This is a genomic window from Kumtagia sp. (assembly GCF_059502445.1).
The window spans coordinates 1-17,560 of the sequence record NZ_JCACER010000008.1 but is presented as its reverse complement, the minus strand read 5'-3'; the positions used below and the strand labels follow the sequence as shown (position 1 = coordinate 17,560).

12 protein-coding genes are annotated in these 17,560 nt (G+C 67.1%); all 12 read left to right on the top strand.

From position 1 onward, the window contains the following. The first annotated feature begins 149 nt into the window (after positions 1-149). The 12 genes from AC5JDC_RS03085 to AC5JDC_RS03030 all read left to right on the top strand — a co-directional run bounded on the left by AC5JDC_RS03085 (position 150) and on the right by AC5JDC_RS03030 (position 16,949). Entirely contained in the window at positions 150-1,313 is a 1,164-nt protein-coding gene (locus AC5JDC_RS03085; RefSeq protein WP_495839013.1) for an acyl-CoA dehydrogenase family protein, read from the top strand. 184 nt (positions 1,314-1,497) lie between these two features. Next, positions 1,498-3,804 carry an acetate--CoA ligase family protein gene (locus AC5JDC_RS03080; protein ID WP_495839193.1) on the top strand — a complete coding sequence of 769 codons (2,307 nt, stop codon included), beginning with the start codon at positions 1,498-1,500 and terminating at the stop codon, positions 3,802-3,804. Positions 3,805-3,889: 85 nt separating this feature from the next. Next, entirely contained in the window at positions 3,890-4,672 is a 783-nt protein-coding gene (locus AC5JDC_RS03075) for a carnitinyl-CoA dehydratase (RefSeq protein WP_495839011.1), read from the top strand. A 175-nt stretch (positions 4,673-4,847) separates the two neighbouring features. Next, complete coding sequence (locus AC5JDC_RS03070) at positions 4,848-5,801, top strand: alpha/beta hydrolase (protein ID WP_495839009.1); 954 nt, start codon at positions 4,848-4,850, stop codon at positions 5,799-5,801. After that, the gene (locus AC5JDC_RS03065) at positions 5,798-7,804 is read left to right on the top strand and encodes a CocE/NonD family hydrolase (RefSeq protein WP_495839007.1); all 2,007 of its coding nucleotides are present in this window, start codon (positions 5,798-5,800) and stop codon (positions 7,802-7,804) included. The genes AC5JDC_RS03070 and AC5JDC_RS03065 overlap by 4 nt, the downstream gene beginning before the upstream one ends. Positions 7,805-7,953: 149 nt before the next feature. Beyond that, positions 7,954-9,537, top strand: a complete 1,584-nt coding sequence (locus AC5JDC_RS03060; RefSeq protein WP_106773062.1) for an ABC transporter substrate-binding protein — start codon at positions 7,954-7,956, stop codon at positions 9,535-9,537. 16 nt (positions 9,538-9,553) lie between these two features. Next, positions 9,554-10,510 carry an ABC transporter permease gene (locus AC5JDC_RS03055; RefSeq protein WP_495839004.1) on the top strand — a complete coding sequence of 319 codons (957 nt, stop codon included), beginning with the start codon at positions 9,554-9,556 and terminating at the stop codon, positions 10,508-10,510. 9 nt (positions 10,511-10,519) lie between these two features. Continuing rightward, entirely contained in the window at positions 10,520-11,344 is an 825-nt protein-coding gene (locus tag AC5JDC_RS03050; RefSeq protein ID WP_495839002.1) for an ABC transporter permease, read from the top strand. Then, positions 11,344-13,014 carry an ABC transporter ATP-binding protein gene (locus AC5JDC_RS03045; RefSeq protein WP_495839000.1) on the top strand — a complete coding sequence of 557 codons (1,671 nt, stop codon included), beginning with the start codon at positions 11,344-11,346 and terminating at the stop codon, positions 13,012-13,014. The genes AC5JDC_RS03050 and AC5JDC_RS03045 overlap by 1 nt, the downstream gene beginning before the upstream one ends. 314 nt (positions 13,015-13,328) lie before the next feature. Continuing rightward, complete coding sequence (locus AC5JDC_RS03040) at positions 13,329-14,705, top strand: aspartate aminotransferase family protein (RefSeq protein WP_495838998.1); 1,377 nt, start codon at positions 13,329-13,331, stop codon at positions 14,703-14,705. 32 nt (positions 14,706-14,737) lie between these two features. Next, positions 14,738-16,126: a glutamine synthetase family protein gene (locus tag AC5JDC_RS03035; protein WP_495838996.1), complete on the top strand. Its 1,389-nt coding sequence runs from the start codon at positions 14,738-14,740 to the stop codon at positions 16,124-16,126. A 133-nt stretch (positions 16,127-16,259) separates the two neighbouring features. Next, positions 16,260-16,949: a UdgX family uracil-DNA binding protein gene (locus AC5JDC_RS03030; protein WP_495838994.1), complete on the top strand. Its 690-nt coding sequence runs from the start codon at positions 16,260-16,262 to the stop codon at positions 16,947-16,949. The last annotated feature ends 611 nt before the right edge of the window (positions 16,950-17,560 follow it).

Here is a 17,560-nt window from a genome sequence, read left to right as displayed (position 1 = left end):
AATTCGCGTGGTGCGTCCTTCGACAAGCTCAGGATGAGGATCGTTGGTGCAAGCCTTTGCATATCGAGGATTGGCGCAAACGGGCCTCATCCTGAGCTTGTCGAAGGACGCACCACGACACGGTCAACCTTGTAACAGGTGATGCGAACATGGATTTCGGTCTTTCCGAAGAACAAAAGCTGATCGTCGATACCACCCGCGCCTTCGTCGAGAACGAACTCTACCCGCACGAGCGCGAGGTCGAGCGCACCGGCCATCTCAGGATGGAGCTGATCAAGGAGCTGCAGAAGAAGGCGATCGACGCCGGGCTCTATGCCGCCAACATGCCGGCCGAGGTCGGCGGGGCCGGGCTCGATACGGTCACCTGGCTGCTCTACGAGAAGGAGCTCGGGCGCGCGAACTATGCGCTGCATTGGACCTGCGTGGCGCGGCCGTCCAACATCCTGCTCGCCGGCACGCCGGAACAGCGCGAAAAGTATCTTTTCCCGTGCATCCGTGGCGAGAAATGGGACTGTCTCGCCATGACCGAGCCGGGCGCCGGCTCCGACCTGCGCGGCATGAAGGCATCGGCCGTGCAGGACGGCGACGATTTTGTCCTCAACGGCACCAAGCATTTCATCTCCCATGCCGATCTTGCCGACTTCGCAATCGTCTTCATGGCCTCGGGCGAGGAAGAGTCTCCACGCGGCAAACGGAAGAAGATCACCGCCTTCTTCGTCGACAAGGGGACGAAAGGCTTCACCGTCCGCGACGGCTACCGTAACGTCTCGCACCGCGGCTACACCAATTCGGTGCTGGAGTTCGACGACTGCCGGCTGCCGAAGGAGCAGGTTCTCGGCGAGGTGCACAAGGGCTTCGAGGTGGCGAATTCCTGGCTGGGCGCGACGCGCCTGCAGGTTGGCGCCACCTGCCTCGGCCGGGCCGAGCGGGCGTTGCAGCACGCGATCGACTATGCCGCGCAGCGCGAGCAGTTCGGCCAGCAGATCGGAAAGTTCCAGGGCGTGTCGTTCAAGCTCGCCGACATGGCGACCGAGCTGAAGGCGGCCGACCTGATGGTGTTCGAGGCCGGCTGGAAATACGATTCCGGCACGGTCACCGACCAGGACATGGCGATGGCCAAGCTGAAGGCCACCGAAGTGCTCGCCTTCGTCGCCGACGAGGCCATCCAGATCCATGGCGGCATGGGGCTGATGGACGACCTGCCGCTGGAGCGCATCTGGCGCGACGCAAGGGTGGAACGGATCTGGGAGGGAACGAGCGAGATCCAGCGGCACATCATCTCGCGCGCATTGCTGCGGGCGGTGGGGGGATGATGGGCCTGCCCGCGCTCTGCAGCACCCCCCTCTGGCCTGCCGGCCATCTCCCCCGCAAGGGGGGAGATTGGCAGCGTCGGCGTCGCGCCTCTCACTGCGCTGGAGACTGGCGAAAGCAGCCCGGCCATCCAATCTCCCCCCTTGCGGGGGAGATGGCCGGCAGGCCAGAGGGGGGTGCTGCATGATGAATCGCCTCGAACGCCTCCTTCGCCCAAAATCCATCGCCGTCATCGGCGGCGGCGCGTTCGGCACCAGCGTCGTCAGGCAGTCGCTGAAGATGGGCTTTGCCGGCGCAATATGGCCGGTGCACCCGAGCAAGGCCGAGGTCGAGGGCGTGAGGGCCTACCCCACGGTGGCCGAACTGCCCGGCGCGCCGGACGCGGCCTTCATCGGCGTCAACCGCCACCTCACCATCGAGATGGTCAAGGCGCTGCGCGACAAGGGCGCCGGCGGGGCGGTGTGCTTCGCCTCCGGCTTCCGCGAGACCGGGCACTACGACCCGGAAGGCGACGGGCTGCAGGCGGCGCTGCTGGACGCCGCCGGCGACCTGCCGATCATAGGCCCGAACTGCTACGGCCTGATCAATTATGCCGACGGCGCGCTGCTGTGGCCCGACCAGCATGGCGGCATCCGCCTTGCCGAAGGCGAAACGGGCGCGGCGATCGTCACGCAATCCTCCAACATCGCCATCAACATGACCATGCAGGCGCGCGGCCTTCCGGTCGCCTACATCATGACGGCCGGCAACCAGGCGCAGACCGGTCTGTCGGAGATGGCGCTCGGCCTGATCGAGGATAGCCGCGTCTCGGTGCTGGGGCTGCATATCGAGGCGTTCGACAAGGTCGACGGTTTCGAAAAACTGGCGGCGCGGGCGCGGGAGTTGAAGAAGCCGATCGTCGCGATGAAGGTCGGCCGCTCCGAGCAGGCGCGGGCCGGCACGATCTCGCACACCGCCTCGCTGGCCGGCTCGGATGCGGCCTCGGATGCGTTCCTGAAGCGGCTGGGCATCGCCCGGGTCAACTCGATCCCGTCCTTCCTGGAAGCGCTGAAGCTGCTGCATGTGCACGGGCCGCTGGCGGGCTACCGGCTTTCTTCCATGAGCTGTTCGGGCGGCGAGGCGTCGGTGATGGCCGACAGCGCGGAAGGCCGGAAGGTATTCTTCCCGCCGCTGGCCGAGGAGCATCGGGCGCGCGTCAAGGCGACGCTGGGGCCGCTGGTGGCGGTCGCCAATCCGCTCGACTATCACACCTTCATCTGGAACGACGAGCCGGCGATGACGGCGACCTTCGGCGCCTTGGCGTCGGGCGGCTTCGACCTCAACCTGCTGGTCCTCGACTTCCCGCGCCGCGACCGCTGTTCGGACGTCGACTGGTGGACGACGCTGCGGGCGTTCGAAAGCGGGCTCAAGGCGCATGGCGCCAGGGGCGCGGTGGTGGCGTCGCTGCCGGAAAACCTGCCGGAGGATTATGCGCCCGGCCTGATGGCACGCGGCATGGTGCCGCTTTACGGTATCGCGGAAGCGTTCGACGCGGCCGAAGCGGCGGCGGTGATCGGAGAGGCTTGGTCGCAGGAGGAGTTGGAACTGGTCGGGGGTGTGGGCGCCAAGGCACCCCCCTCTGCCCTGCCGGGCATCTCCCCCGCAAGGGGGGAGATTGATCCGGCCGCCAGGAGTTCGCCAATCGCCAGCATTTCAGAAGGAGCAGAGGCGCCGAAGCTGCCGATCTCCCCCCTTGCGGGGGAGATGGCCGGCAGGCCAGAGGGGGGTGCCTTGCGCTACCTGGCCACCCTGGACGAAGCCGGTGCCAAGGCGCTGCTGGCAGAGGCCGGCGTGTCGGTGCCGGCCGGACAACGCGCCACGACGGTGGACGAGGCGGTTGCCGCCGCCGCCGCGCTCGGCTTCCCGGTTGCGCTCAAGGCGCTCGGCGTGGCGCACAAGTCGGAAGCGGGTGCGGTGAAGCTCAACCTGCGCGACGCGGCCGCGGTGCGCGCCGCAGCGGAACAACTCGTGTCGCTGGGCAGCGGGCTCTATGTCGAGCGCATGGTCGAGGGCGGCGTCGGCGAACTGATCGTCGGCTTCACGCGCGACCCGCTGTTCGGGCCGGTGATGACGCTGGGCTCGGGCGGCGTTCTGGTCGAGTTGCTGAAGGATTCCGCCACCTTGCTGCTGCCGGCGTCGCGAGCCGAGATCGAGGCGGCGCTGCGCGGGCTAAAACTGTTTCCGCTGCTCGACGGGTTTCGCGGCCGGCCGAAGGCCGATCTGCGGGCGGCGATCGGGGCGATCGAAAGGCTGGCCGGCTTCGTGCTCGCCTATGCCGACGAGATCGATGAAATCGACGTCAACCCGCTGATCGTCTGCGCCGAGGGCAAGGGCGCCTGGGTGGCGGACGCGTTGATGGTCGTTTCCTCCCCCCTCGCGGGGGAGGTGGCCGCGCAGCGGCCGGAGGGGGTAGCTTCAGAAGGCACCTCCTTGTCGCATGCCGTCGCAAGATGATGTGGAGCACTGCCGCCCCGACCCCCTCCGGCCGCTTTGCGGCCACCTCCCCCGCGAGGGGGGAGGAAACGCTGGAGCACCTGCAATGACCGACGTGATCACCACCCGCCGCGAAGGCGCCATTCTCGAAGTCACGCTCGACCGGCCGAAGGCCAACGCCATCGACCTGAAGACTTCGCGGCTGATGGGAGAAACGTTTCGCGCCTTCCGCGACGACCCGGAGCTGCGGGTCGCCATCGTCAGGACGGCCGGCGAAAAGTTCTTCTCGGCCGGCTGGGACTTGAAGGCGGCGGCGAGCGGCGACGCGGTCGACGGCGACTACGGTGTCGGCGGTTTTGGCGGGCTGCAGGAACTGCGCGACATGAACAAGCCGGTGATCGCCTGCGTCAACGGCATGGCGGTGGGCGGCGGCTTCGAGCTGGCGCTGTCCTGCGACTTGATCTACGCCTCCGAGCATTCGAGCTTCGCCCTGCCGGAGATCCGCGCCGGCACGCTTGCCGACGCGGCGACGGTGAAGCTGCCGAAGCGCATTCCCTATCACGTTGCCATGGACCTGCTGCTCACCGGCCGCTGGATGGACGTGGCCGAGGCGCATCGCTGGGGTCTGGTCAACGAGGTGCTGCCGGCCGACCGGCTGGAGGAGCGGGTGTGGGAGATCGCTCGGCTGCTCGCAGGCGGCCCGCCGCTCGTCTTCGCGGCAATCAAGGAAGTGGCGCGGCAGGCCGAGGCCATGACCTTCCAGGACGCGATGAACCGCATCACCAAGCGCAAATTCCGCACGGTGGACGAGCTCTATGCGTCGGAGGACGGGATGGAGGGATTCCGCGCGTTTGCGGAAAAGCGTGACCCGGTGTGGAAGGGGCGGTGAGAATGGACGCGGCGCAATCCCTCCCCCTCGAGGGGAGGGTGCCGAGCGCAGCGAGGCGGGTGGGGTCGCCCCGGCCGTGCGCGACGCCAATCGATGCCGCGCGCTGCCGCACCGACCCCACCCGTCCAATCGCCTTTGGCGATTGTCCACCCTCACCTCGAGGGGGAGGGATGCCATGACCGACTACGCCGCGCTGATCGATGCCGAGACCTGGGCGTTCATCGAGCGCACCAACAGCCACTATCCGCCGGACACCGTCGACTACACGGTGGCCGAGCAGCGGGCGATCTACGACCACATGTGCCGCGCGTTCTTCGTCGGCTATCCCGAAGGCGTGACGGCGGAAACGACCGCGATACAGCTCTCAGACCGTGCCGTCCCGATCCGCGTCTACCGGAAGGCCGGACCGAACACGGCGGCCATGGTGCTCTATTTCCACGGCGGCGGTTTCATGCTCGGCGGGCTGGACAGCCATGACGACGTCTGCGCGGAGCTTTGTGGCCGCACCGGCTTCGAGGTCGTGGCCGTCGACTACCGGCTCGCGCCGGAATTCAGGCACCCGGCGGCCTTCGACGACGCAGTTGCGGCCTTCCACTGGGCGGCGGCGGCCTATGCGCGTCCTGTCGTGCTCTGCGGCGATTCGGCTGGCGGCAACCTTGCCGCGGCGGTCAGCCATGCGACGCGCGGCCGGGTCCGCGCCCCGGCCGGCCAGGTGCTGATCTATCCCGGCCTCGGCGGCGACCGGAACCTGCGCTCTTACCGCGAGCATGCCGAGGCGCCGATGCTGACGGTGCGCGACCTCGACTTCTACGCCACCATCCGTGGCGGCTCGTCCGGCGACGCCACGCAGAGCCCGCTCGCCGACACGGATTTTTCCGCCCTGCCGCCGACGGTCGCGATCACGGCGCAATGCGATCCGCTGTCCTCGGACGGCGAAGCCTATCGCGACCGCATCCTTGCGGCGGGCGGCAAGGCGTGGTGGCATGAGGAGCAGGGGCTGGTGCATGGTTACCTGCGCGGCCGGCACGCGGTCGGCCGGGCGGGCGCCAGCTTCTCGCGGATCGTCGAGGCGGTGTCGGCGCTCGGCCGTGGTTCGTGGCCCTATGAAGAGGGCGGGAAGAAGTCATGAAAACCATCACCAGCTTCCCGAGAAAGATCGTCGAGAACCCCGACGTCGGCATCGCCATGCCCGACGGCTGCGTGCTGTCGGCGCGCATCTGGCTGCCGGCGGACGCCGAGCAGGACCCCGTGCCGGCGATTCTCGAGCACCTGCCCTACCGCAAGCGCGACGGCACGACGGCGCGCGACTGCCTGACCCATCCGTATTTCGCCGGCCATGGCTATGCCTCGATCCGCGTCGACATGCGCGGCAACGGCGATTCCGAAGGGCTGATGGAGGACGAGTATACCGAGCAGGAGCTGGCGGACGCCTGCGCCGTGATCGAGTGGGCGGCGCGTCAGCCCTGGTGCAACGGCAAGGTCGGCATGATGGGCATCTCCTGGGGCGGCTTCAACGCGCTGCAGGTCGCGGCCAGGCAGCCGGAGGCGCTGAAGGCGATCATAACGCTGTGCTCCACCGACGACCGCTATGCCGACGACATCCACTACAAGGGCGGGCTGCTGCTCAACGAGAATCTCGGCTGGGGCTCGACCATGCTCAGCTATTCCTCGCGCTCGCCCGACCCGGCCGTCGTCGGTGACAACTGGAAGGCGATGTGGCTGGAGCGGCTGGAGAACGAACCGTTCCTGCCGGCCGTGTGGCTGCGGCACCAGCGGCGTGATGCCTACTGGAAGCGCGGCTCGGTCTGCGAGGACTTTTCGAAGATCAAGGCGGCGACGCTCGCCATCGGCGGCTGGGGCGACGCCTACAAGAACGCCGTGGCGCGCCTCGTCGAAGGGATCGGCGGGCCGACAAAAGGCATCGTCGGTCCCTGGATCCACAAATACCCGCACTTCGCGGTTCCCAAGCCGGCTATCGGCTTTCTGCAGGAGGCCCTGCGCTGGTGGGATCGTTGGCTCAAGGACAAGGAGACCGGCGTCGAGGACGACCCGGCGATGCGGCTCTACCTGATGGACTCCGCGCCGCCGCGCGACTGGTACGAGGAGCGGGCCGGCCGCTGGATCGCGGAAGCGCAATGGCCGTCACCCGCGATCAAGCCGCGGCGTTTCTTATTGGCTGACGGCGGCGTGCTCGCGCAAGGCGAGGGCGCGCTCAAGCCAACGCCGGTCGCCTCGCCGCAGGATTGCGGCATGGACGGCGGCGAATATTGCGCGATCTGGCTCGGGCCGGAAATGCCGGGCGACCAGCGGGCGGACGATGCGAAGTCGGTCTGCTTCGACACCCGGCCGCTCGGAACGTCGATCGATATCGTCGGCGCACCGGTGGTGCGGCTGACGCTGTCAGCCGACAAGCCTGTCGCCTTGGTGGCGGTGCGGCTCTGCGACGTGCATCCCGACGGCGCCTCGACGCGCATCACCTATGGCGTCTTCAATCTCTGCCATCGCGAAAGCCATGAGTTCCCGAAAGCCATCGTGCCTGGGGAGGCGATGGAGGTGGAATTCAAGCTGGACGACATCGCCTACCGGATGCCGGCCGGACACAGGCTGCGGGTGGCGGTGTCCGCGGCCTACTGGCCGATGGTGTGGCCGTCGCCGCAGCCGGTCATGCTGACGCTGCTTGCCGGCCATGTCGACGTCCCCGAGCGCCCGGCGGGCAGCGGCGCCGAGGCGACGTTCGAGGAGCCGGAGGCGGCGCGTCCGTGGAACACGCAGACCGTCCGGCCGTCGAGCAACAGCCGCAAGGTCGAGCGGGACGCCGCGACCGGTGCGGTGATGCTCGCCATCGTCGACGATTTCGGCGAAATCCGCGATGCCGACCACGGGCTGGTCAATGGCGGCATCGCGCGCGAGCGCTGGACCATCCATCCCGACGATCCGCTGTCGGCGCGCGGCGTCACGCACTGGACGTCGACGCTATCGCGCGACGGCTGGTCGCTGCGCACCGAAACCTTCTCCGCCATGCGCTCCGATGCTGACACTTTCCACCTGACCGGCCGCATCGAAGCCTATGAGGGCGAGACGCTGATCTTCGAACGCGACTTCAAGGAGGAGGTGCCGCGCGACCATATTTAAACCGATTGAGGTTTGGGCCAGCGGAGCGTTGTCATTTACGCCACGTCATGTCGTAATCCGTACCGCACGCACTTGCCCGATGCCGTCAATATCCTGACAATCACAACCATAAATCCAAGGGTCAAACCCAACCGAGTGAGGAACATAGAATGTCGAAAGAACTGGAATTCCTGAGTCGTGGGGTGGTTGCCGGCAAGCTCAGCCGGCGCGACTTTCTGGGGCGTGCCGCGGCGCTGGGCGCGACCGCCGTCTTCGCCAACTCGCTGCTCTCTTCCGCCGCCAAGGCGCAGTCGCCGGTAAAGGGCGGCATCCTGCGCGCCGGCATGCAGGGAGGTGCCGCCACCGACAGCCTCGATCCCGCCTCCTGGTCGAGCCAGGTGCCGTATTTCTTCGGCCGCCAGTGGGGCGAGCAGCTCGTGCAGATCGATGCCACCGGCGTGCTTCAGCCGGCCCTGGCCGAGGAATGGGGCGCCTCCGACGACGCCAAGGTGTGGACCTTCAAGATCCGCCAGGGCGTGCAGTTCCACAACGGCAAGGAGATGACGCCCGCCGACGTGCTCGCCACCATGGAGCGCCACTCCGACGAGGCGTCGAAGTCCGGCGCGCTCGGCATCATGGGCGGCATCGAGAACGTCAAGGTCGACGGCCAGAACGTGGTCTTCACACTCAAGGAGGCGAACGCCGACCTGCCCTTCCTGCTCGACGATTATCACCTGATGATCCAGCCGAACGGCGGCAAGGACAACCCGACCGAGGGCATCGGCACCGGGCCGTACAAGGTGACGGTCAACGAGCCGGGCGTCCGGCTCGGCGGCGAGAAGTTCGCCGGCTACTGGCGTGACGACCGCGGCTTCGCCGACCAGATCGAGATCATCGTCATCAACGACGCCACCGCCCGCACCTCCGCCTTGCAGGGCGGCCAGGTCAACATGATCAACCGCGTCGAGCCGAAGATCGTCGAGCTGATCAAGCGCGTGCCGGGCGTCACCATCCAGAACGTCGCCGGCAAGGGCCACTATGTCTTCATCGCCCACTGCAACACGGCGCCGTTCGACAACAACGACCTCCGGCTGGCGCTGAAATACGCGCTCGACCGCGAGGAACTCGTGCAGAAGATCCTGTTCGGCTACGGCTCGGTCGGCAACGACACGCCGATCAACAAGGCCTATCCGCTGTACACCGAGATGGAGCAGCGCACGTTCGACCCCGAGAAGGCGGCCGAGCACTACAAGAAGTCCGGGCATAGCGGCCCGGTGCTGCTGCGCACCTCCGACGTCGCCTTCCCCGGCGCGGTCGACGCCGCCCAGCTCTACCAGCAGAGCGCCGCCAAATGCGGCATCACGCTGGAGATCAAGCGCGAGCCGGGCGACGGCTACTGGTCGGAAGTCTGGAACAAGCAGCCCTTCTCCGCTTCCTACTGGGGCGGTCGGCCGACGCAGGACCAGATGTATTCCACCGCCTACTATTCCAAGGCGGACTGGAACGACACCCGCTTCCAGCGCGAGGACTTCGACAAGATGCTGTTTGCGGCACGCGCCGAGCTCGACGTCGAGAAGCGCAAGAAGATCTACGCCGACATGGGGCAGATGGTGCGCGACGAGGGCGGTGTCATCACGCCGATGTTCAACGACTTCATCGACGCCACCGGGCCGAACGTCGGCGGCTGGGCACCGGACGGCAACCAGGAGATGATGGGCGGCTACGCGCTGTCCAAGTGCTGGCTCAACGCCTGAGACCGGCCTTGCGGAGATGTCCCCCATCGTGAAGCTCATCGCCCAGCGCATCGCGCTGGGCGTGCTCCTGCTTTTGGCCGTCTCGGTCCTGATCTTCGCCGGCACCCAGATCCTGCCCGGCGACGTCGCCCAATCGATCCTCGGCCAGTCGGCGACGCCGCAGGCGCTGGCCAATCTGCGCGAGGAGCTCGGACTCAACGATCCCGCCTATATCCGCTACCTGAGATGGCTGGGCGGCGTGCTGACGGGCGACCTCGGCACGGCGCTGTCGAGCCGGCAGGACATCGCGGCCTCGATCTGGCCACGGCTGAAGAACACGCTTTTCCTGGCGTTCTGGGCCGCGCTGGTGTCGGTGCCGCTGGCGATCGTGCTCGGCCTGCTCGCCGTGCGCTACCGCAACGGCTTCGTCGACAAGCTGATCTCCGGCCTGGCGCTGGCCTCCACCTCGCTGCCGGAATTCTTCGTCGGCTACCTGCTGGTGTTCTTCTTCGCGGTGAAGCTGCAATGGTTTCCCGGCATCTCCACCGTCTATGACGGCATGCCGTTCGGCCAGCGCATGATGGCGATCGCGCTGCCGGCAACCGCGCTGACGCTGGTCGTGCTCGCGCACATGATGCGCATGACGCGGGCGGCGATCCTCAACGTCATGCAATCGGCCTATATCGAGACGGCCGAGCTGAAGGGGCTCAGGGCCTTCGACATCATCCGCAAGCACGCCTTCCCCAACGCCATCGCGCCGATCGTCAACGTCATCATGCTCAACCTCGCCTTCCTCATCGTCGGCGTGGTCGTGATCGAGGTGATCTTCGTCTATCCGGGCATGGGGCAATATCTCGTCGACCATGTCGCCAAGCGCGACGTGCCGGTGGTCCAGGCGGTCGGGCTGATCTTCGCCGCCGTCTATATCGGCCTCAACATGGTGGCAGACATCGCGGCGATCCTCGCCAATCCCCGGCTCAGGCATCCGAAGTGAGGCGCGACGATGTCTGAGCTCAGAAAAATCCCGATCGGCGCCTTGATCGGCCTCGTATTCACGGCGCTGTTCCTGCTTGCCGCCATCCTCGCGCCGTGGATCGCTCCCTACGGGCTGGGCGAGACCGTCGGCCAGGTGTGGGAGCCGTCCTCGGCCAGCTTCCTGCTCGGCACCGACAATCTCGGCCGCGACCTGCTGTCGCGCATGATCTACGGCGCCCGCACCACCATCTTCATCGCCGTGCTCGCCACGGCGCTGTCCTTCATCCTCGGCTCCGTGCTGGGCTTCACCGCGGCCGTGGTCGGCGGCTGGTTCGACACCAGCATGTCGCGCTTCGTCGACCTGCTGATGGCGATCCCGACGCTGATCTTCGCGCTGGTCGTGCTGTCGGTGCTGCCCACGACTCTTGTCACGCTGATCCTGGTCATGGGAATCCTCGATTCCACGCGGGTCTACCGCCTGGCGCGCGCCGTCGCCGCGGACATCAACATCATGGATTACGTCGAAGCAGCAAAGCTGCGAGGCGAGGGCACTCGCTGGATCATCTTCCGCGAGATCCTGCCCAACGCTCTGTCGCCGTTGGTGTCGGAACTCGGCCTGCGCTTCATCTATGCGGTGCTGTTCCTGTCGGCGCTGTCCTTCCTCGGTCTCGGCGTGCAGCCGCCGTCGGCCGACTGGGGCGGCATGGTGAAGGAAAACAAGGACGGCATCGTCTTCGGCATTCCGGCCGCCCTGATCCCGGCCGGCGCCATAGCGGCGCTGGCGATCTCGGTCAACCTCGTCGCCGACTGGATCCTCAACCGGACGACGAGCCTGAAGGGAGGACGCGGCTGATGGTTGCAAAAGCAACTGCCCCGAAGGCGGCAAAAACCGGTCCGCTGCTCGACATCCGCAACCTGCGCATCGAGGCCACCGTCTATCCGCCGGGCGAGCCGCCGAAGACGATCACGCTGGTGCACGACGTGTCGTTGACACTCGAACGCGGCAAGGTGCTGGGGCTGATCGGCGAGTCCGGCGCGGGAAAGTCGACGATCGGCCTGTCCTCCATGGGCTATGGCCGCGGCGGCGTGAAGATCACCGGCGGCGAGGTGGTGCTGAACGGCCGCGACATCCTGAAGGGCGGCGTCGGCGGACTGCGCAGGCTGCGCGGCCGCGAGGTCTGCTATGTCGCGCAGTCGGCGGCGGCCGCCTTCAACCCGGCGCACCGGCTGATGGACCAGGTGGTGGAGGCCTCGCTGCTGCACGGCGTCGCCAGCCGCGCCGAGGCCGAGCGGCGGGCGATGGCGCTGTTCAGGAAGCTCAGCCTGCCCAGCCCGGAGACGATCGGCCAGCGCTATCCGCACCAGGTCTCGGGCGGGCAGTTGCAGCGCGTGATGACGGCGATGGCGCTGTGCCCGGAGCCGGACCTGATCGTCTTCGACGAGCCGACGACGGCGCTCGACGTCACCACCCAGATCGACGTGCTCGCCGCCATCAAGGAGGCGATCCGCGATACCGGCGTGGCGGCGCTCTACATCACCCACGACCTCGCCGTGGTGGCGCAGGTCGCCGACGAGATCATGGTGCTGCGCCACGGCCGGCTGGTGGAATGGGGCGGCACGCGCCAGATCATCAAGGAGCCGCGGCAGGAATACACCAACGCGCTGGTGTCGGTGCACGAGATCGCGCATCAGGAGCAGCAGCCGGGGAAAACGCCGGCGCTCTCGGTCAAGAACGTCACTGCCGCCTATGGCGGGGGCCACGTCAAGGTGCTGAAGAACGTCTCGGTCGACATCTTTCCCGGCCAGACGCTGGCCGTCGTCGGCGAATCCGGCTCCGGAAAATCGACGCTGGCGCGCGCCATCACCGGGCTGCTGCCGCCCGAGCAGGGCTCCGTCACCTTTGCCGGCAGGACGCTCGGCAACAGGCTCGCGGACCGGCCGAAGGAGGATCTGCGCCAGCTGCAGATGATCTACCAGATGGCCGACGTGGCGATGAACCCGCGCCAGACGGTGGGGACGATCATCGGCCGGCCGCTGGAGTTCTATTTCGGCCTGCGCGGCCGGGAGCGCGACGCCAAGGTCTCGGAACTGCTCGACAAGATCGAGATGGGCAAGGGTTTCGTCGACCGCTATCCGGCCGAGCTGTCGGGCGGGCAGAAGCAGCGCGTCTGCATCGCCCGGGCGCTTGCAGCCAAGCCCAAGCTGATCATCTGCGACGAGGTGACCTCGGCGCTCGACCCGCTGGTGGCGAACGGAATCCTCAAGCTTTTGCTGGACTTACAGAAAGAGGAGGAGGTTGCCTACCTCTTCATCACCCACGACCTCGCGACGGTGAGGTCGATCGCCGATTCGATCGCGGTGATGTATCGCGGCGAGGTGGTGCGCTACGGACCGAAAAGCCAGGTGCTGGCGCCACCCTTCGACGCCTATACCGACCTGCTGCTTTCCTCCGTCCCCGAGATGGAGATCGGCTGGCTGGAGAAGGCGATCAAGGGCCGGCGCATGGAGAGCGCCGGCAACTGATTGATACGTTGCGATTTCGGGCCAACCATTGTCATTGTCAGGTTCACTCGGCCTCCAGGAGGAGGAGGAGGGCGGAGAGATTTGACGAGGGGATAAACTTCCACCCTGGCCTCTTTTCGGCACGAAAAAACGAAGGGATTTCAGCGGCCTGCTGATCCAAACCCCTTTATGCCGGCCGGAATTTGTTCACACCCTTCGGTGCATGGCCAGGAAAGCGCAAATTCCGTTCAAGCTGGTGCTTCCGGCGGCCATTTCGTCGCCATTGCCGCGCCGCCGCCGCCTCGACTAGAGTGCCGGCGCAAGCAGGGGGCCACATGGACACCATGTCATCCAAAAATTCCGGCGGCATCGCGCCGGCGCGGATCGCGGAGCTGCGCAAGAGGGCGGCGGCGGTCTTCCGCGCGGCGCGGCCCAAATCGGCAAAGGCCTTCGGCGAAGGACTGCAAGACTACCTCGGCGGCGTGCCGATGCTGTGGATGCAGGACTGGCCCACGCCGTTCCCGATCATGGTCGAGAAGGCGAAGGGCGCGACCATCGTCGACGTCGACGGCAACCGCCTCGCCGATTTCTGCCTGGGCGACACCGGCTCGATGTTCGGCCACTCGCCGGCGCCGGTGGCGCGCGCCATCCGCCGCCAGAGTGGGCGTGGGCTGACCTACATGCTGCCCTCCGACGATGCCGCCGCGGTGGGAAAGTTGCTGACGCAACAATTCGGGCTGCCGCGCTGGCAGATCGCCACCACCGCCAGCGACGCCAACCGCTTCGCGCTGCGGGTCGCCCGGGCCGTCACAGGGCGCGACAAGATCCTCGTCTTCAACGGCTGCTATCACGGCGCCGTCGACGAGACTTTCGTTCGACTCGATCATGGTAAGCCGGCAAACAAGCGCGGCCTGTCCGGCGAATATCGCGATCTCACCGTGCATACCAAGGTTGTCGAGTTCAACGACGCTCCTGCGCTGGAAGCCGCGCTGGCGGCACGGGACGTCGCCTGCGTGATCACCGAGCCGGTGCTGACCAATTGCTGCATGGTGCCGCCGCAGCCCGGTTTTCACGACGCGCTTCGGCGGTTGACGCGGGAAGCCGGCACGCTGCTGCTGATCGACGAGACGCATACGATCTCGACCGCGCCGGGCGGGTTCACGCGCAGGCACGGGCTGGAGCCGGACATCTTCGTGCTGGGGAAGCCGGTGGCGGGCGGCGTGCCGGCAAGCGTGTGGGGCCTCTCGGCAGAGCTGGCCGAGCGCTACGACCGCTATCTCGCGACCAAGGAGCCCGGCTATTCCGGCATCGGCACGACGCTGTCGGCCAACCCGCTGCAGTTCGCCGCCATGCGCGCCACGCTGGAAGAGGTGATGACGGAGGAGAACTATGCCGGCATGGAGCGGCTCGCCAGGCGACTGCAGGCGGGCCTGCAAGCGGCGATCGAGCGTCACCGGCTGCCGTGGCACGTCGCCCGCGTCGGCGCCCGGGTCGAGTTCATCTGCGCCCCCGGGCCGCTCAGGAACGGCGGCGAGGCCGAGGCCGCGCATGCGCCGGAGCTGGAGGCGGCGATCCATGTCGCGCTGGTCAATCGCGGCGTGCTGATCGCGCCCTTCCACAACATGATGCTGGTGTCGCCGGCGACTTCGCAGCGCCAGGTCGACCGGCTGGTGGCCGCCTTCGCGGATATTGCCGCGGCGCTCGCGGCGTGAGACAAGCGCCGGGACAAGCAATCAGGCGGAAAATGACCTCACCTTCCGGCTCCAGCCTCGACGAGGCGAAGCGTTTCCTCGACGCCAATCCCGATATCGAAGCCTTCGACATCGTGCTCACCGACGTGAACGGCATCGGCCGCGGCAAGATCGTCCGCCGCCACGAGCTCGCCGGCGTCTACGAGAGCGGACGTCACCTGCCGATCTCCATCCTCGGCCTCGACATCACCGGCGAGGACGTGCACGAGACCGGGCTGATCTGGGATTCCGGCGACGGCGACCTGCGCGCCTGGCCGATCCCCGACACGCTGGTGCGGCTGCACGGCACCAGCCCGGCACGCGGCCAGGTGCTGATGGCGATGTACCACCTCGACGGAACGCCGATGACTTCGGACCCGCGCCACGCGCTCGCCCGGCAGGTGGGAAAGCTTGCCGAGAAGGGGCTTCACCCGGCCGGCGCCTTCGAGCTGGAATTCTTCCTGCTCGCCAACGAACGCGACGCGGAAGGCCGGGTGCAGCCCGCCCGCGCCGTGCTCGACGGCCGCCGCAGCGGCAAGACCGAAGTCTACTCGGTCGATCACCTCCACGGCATGGAGCCGCTGTTTTCCGACATCTATGCCGCCTGCGCGGCGCAGGACATCCCGGCCGAGACCGTCATCTCCGAATATGCGCCGGGCCAGTACGAGCTGACGCTGCGCTACCGCAAGGACGTGATGCGTGCCGCCGACGATTTGGTGATGCTGAAGCGCATCGTGCGGGCGCAGGCGCGCCGCCACGGTGTCACCGCCTGCTTCATGGCCAAGCCGATCGAGAAATATGCCGGCTCGGGCATGCATTTCCATGTCTCGATGCTGGACGGCGCCGGCGGCAACGTGTTTTCCGAGGCCACGGAAGGCAAATGGGCGCCGACCCTGCTGAACGCGCTGGGCGGGCTTGCCGGCACCATGGCCGAATCCATGCTGGTGTTCGCCCCGCACGCCAATTCCTGGCGGCGCTTCGTGGCCCAGTCCTATGCGCCGGTGGCGCCGACCTGGGGCGTCAACAATCGCTCGGTGGCGCTGCGCGTTCCGGCCGGCGACGTGAAGAACCGGCGCATCGAGCACCGGCCGTCCGGTGTCGATGCCAATCCCTACCTGGTGGCCGCAACCGTGCTCGCAGGCATCGCCAAGGGCCTCGACGAAAAGCTCGATCCCGGCCCGGAGACCACCGGCAACGGCTACGCCGCCGAAGCGCCGGCCGGCGGCACCATGCCGTCCGACTGGCGCGGCGCCATCGAGGCGGCCAAGGGGTCGGCGTTCCTCAGGCAGGCGCTGGGCGAGGACCTGCACCGCACCTTCACCGAGATAAAATTCGCGGAATATCTGCGCGTCGCCCGTACGGTCAGCGAGCTCGACTACCACCTGTATCTGCACGAGGTGTGAGCGGACCGAGTCGCGATCGCGGCTCGCCGGAACCTCTCCGCCGCAGGGCGGTTGAGGGAGAGCCGATGCGCAGGCCGCGCGGCCGACCAGACGGGTCCGAGCATCGCAGTCCTGCCAGGCCGGGAGATGCAGAATGCCGACCGCACCCGCACCGCATCAGCAAAGGACCGAGGCGAGGTGGCCGCTGTCCCGCGATCTGCCGGCCGACCCGACTGGCGAAAGCGCCGCCGCCGCGCGCACCATCGCGGCGGTCAGGGAGGTGGCCGAAGGCTGCCGCCGCTGCCCATTGTGGCGCAACGCCACGCAGACCGTCTTCGGCGAGGGGCCGCAAAGCGCCAGCGTCGTCTTCGTCGGCGAGCAGCCTGGCGACCAGGAGGATCTTGCGGGCAAACCGTTCGTCGGGCCGGCCGGAAAAGTGTTCGACGCGATTCTCGAGGAGGCCGACGTCGACCGGCAAAAGACCTATGTCACCAATGCGGTGAAACACTTCAAGTTCGAGCCGCGCGGCAAGCGGCGCATCCATTCCAAGCCGAATGCCGGCGAGATCCGGGCCTGCCGCTGGTGGCTGGACAAGGAGCTGGCGCTGATCAAGCCGGATCTGGTCGTGGCGCTCGGCGCCACGGCGGCGCAATCCCTGCTGGGCAAGGCGGTTCCGGTGATGAAGATGCGCGGGCAGGTGGTGGAGCGCGACGACGGGCTGAAGGTCTTTCTGACCATCCACCCGTCGTTCATCCTGCGTATCCGCGAGCCGGTGGACAAGGACGCCGAGCGGGAGCGGTTCCGGCAGGACATGCGGGCGGTGAAGAAGCTGATGGCGGCGTGATTCTACCAGCAATACAGCGGTTGTTTGCCCTGTCCGTCGGCGCCGCCCCTTACCTGCCTGCCGGCATCCGCTCCCCGCAAAGAATCTATCGGCTTCACACATCTTCCATCGTCGGCAGATCGTGTTGACAAGCCGCTGCTTTTCCGAGTGCTTCTTGCGTCCTTCGTTCTGCTCCGCCGGGCTGTCGCTGCCGCCACGGCATGGATCCTATGGTCTCCGCGACGGCCTTCGGCCTGCTCCGCCATAGGATGACGAAAGACGGGATGGTTCGGCTACTCGCCAGCGGCCCGTGAGCCTTTGACGGTGGTGATCAGCCTGCAGCATCAAGGCTTTCGTCATCCTAGCGCGGAGCCGGAGCGCAGCGGAGGCGAAGACCCTAGGATCATGCCGTACCGATTGTGAAGTGCTCCGGCGCGGCGACGGCATCCTACCAGATGTGCGAATTCGATAGCCGTAAGAACGGGGAGAGTGCCGCCTGCCGCAGTCGCTTCGCAAATCTCCAGCGGTGATGGCTGACGAAATCGACGGCCAGTGCGTCCTTCTCCCCGTCCTGACGGCAGGGCTATCGCATATGAGTATCGGAGGGGCAGACAGCTCTGCGTCGTCATTCC

Excerpts from the sequence above, each read along its gene's own strand:
- AC5JDC_RS03045 (WP_495839000.1), top strand. The coding sequence starts at position 11,344 with ATGGTTGCAAAAGCAACTGCCCCGAAGGCGGCAAAAACCGGTCCGCTG.
- AC5JDC_RS03070 (WP_495839009.1), top strand. The coding sequence starts at position 4,848 with ATGACCGACTACGCCGCGCTGATCGATGCCGAGACCTGGGCGTTCATC.
- AC5JDC_RS03060 (WP_106773062.1), top strand. The coding sequence starts at position 7,954 with ATGTCGAAAGAACTGGAATTCCTGAGTCGTGGGGTGGTTGCCGGCAAG.
- AC5JDC_RS03080 (WP_495839193.1), top strand. The coding sequence starts at position 1,498 with ATGAATCGCCTCGAACGCCTCCTTCGCCCAAAATCCATCGCCGTCATC.
- AC5JDC_RS03050 (WP_495839002.1), top strand. The coding sequence starts at position 10,520 with ATGTCTGAGCTCAGAAAAATCCCGATCGGCGCCTTGATCGGCCTCGTA.
- AC5JDC_RS03035 (WP_495838996.1), top strand. The coding sequence starts at position 14,738 with ATGACCTCACCTTCCGGCTCCAGCCTCGACGAGGCGAAGCGTTTCCTC.
- AC5JDC_RS03085 (WP_495839013.1), top strand. The coding sequence starts at position 150 with ATGGATTTCGGTCTTTCCGAAGAACAAAAGCTGATCGTCGATACCACC.
- AC5JDC_RS03040 (WP_495838998.1), top strand. The coding sequence starts at position 13,329 with ATGGACACCATGTCATCCAAAAATTCCGGCGGCATCGCGCCGGCGCGG.
- AC5JDC_RS03075 (WP_495839011.1), top strand. The coding sequence starts at position 3,890 with ATGACCGACGTGATCACCACCCGCCGCGAAGGCGCCATTCTCGAAGTC.
- AC5JDC_RS03065 (WP_495839007.1), top strand. The coding sequence starts at position 5,798 with ATGAAAACCATCACCAGCTTCCCGAGAAAGATCGTCGAGAACCCCGAC.
- AC5JDC_RS03030 (WP_495838994.1), top strand. The coding sequence starts at position 16,260 with ATGCCGACCGCACCCGCACCGCATCAGCAAAGGACCGAGGCGAGGTGG.
- AC5JDC_RS03055 (WP_495839004.1), top strand. The coding sequence starts at position 9,554 with ATGTCCCCCATCGTGAAGCTCATCGCCCAGCGCATCGCGCTGGGCGTG.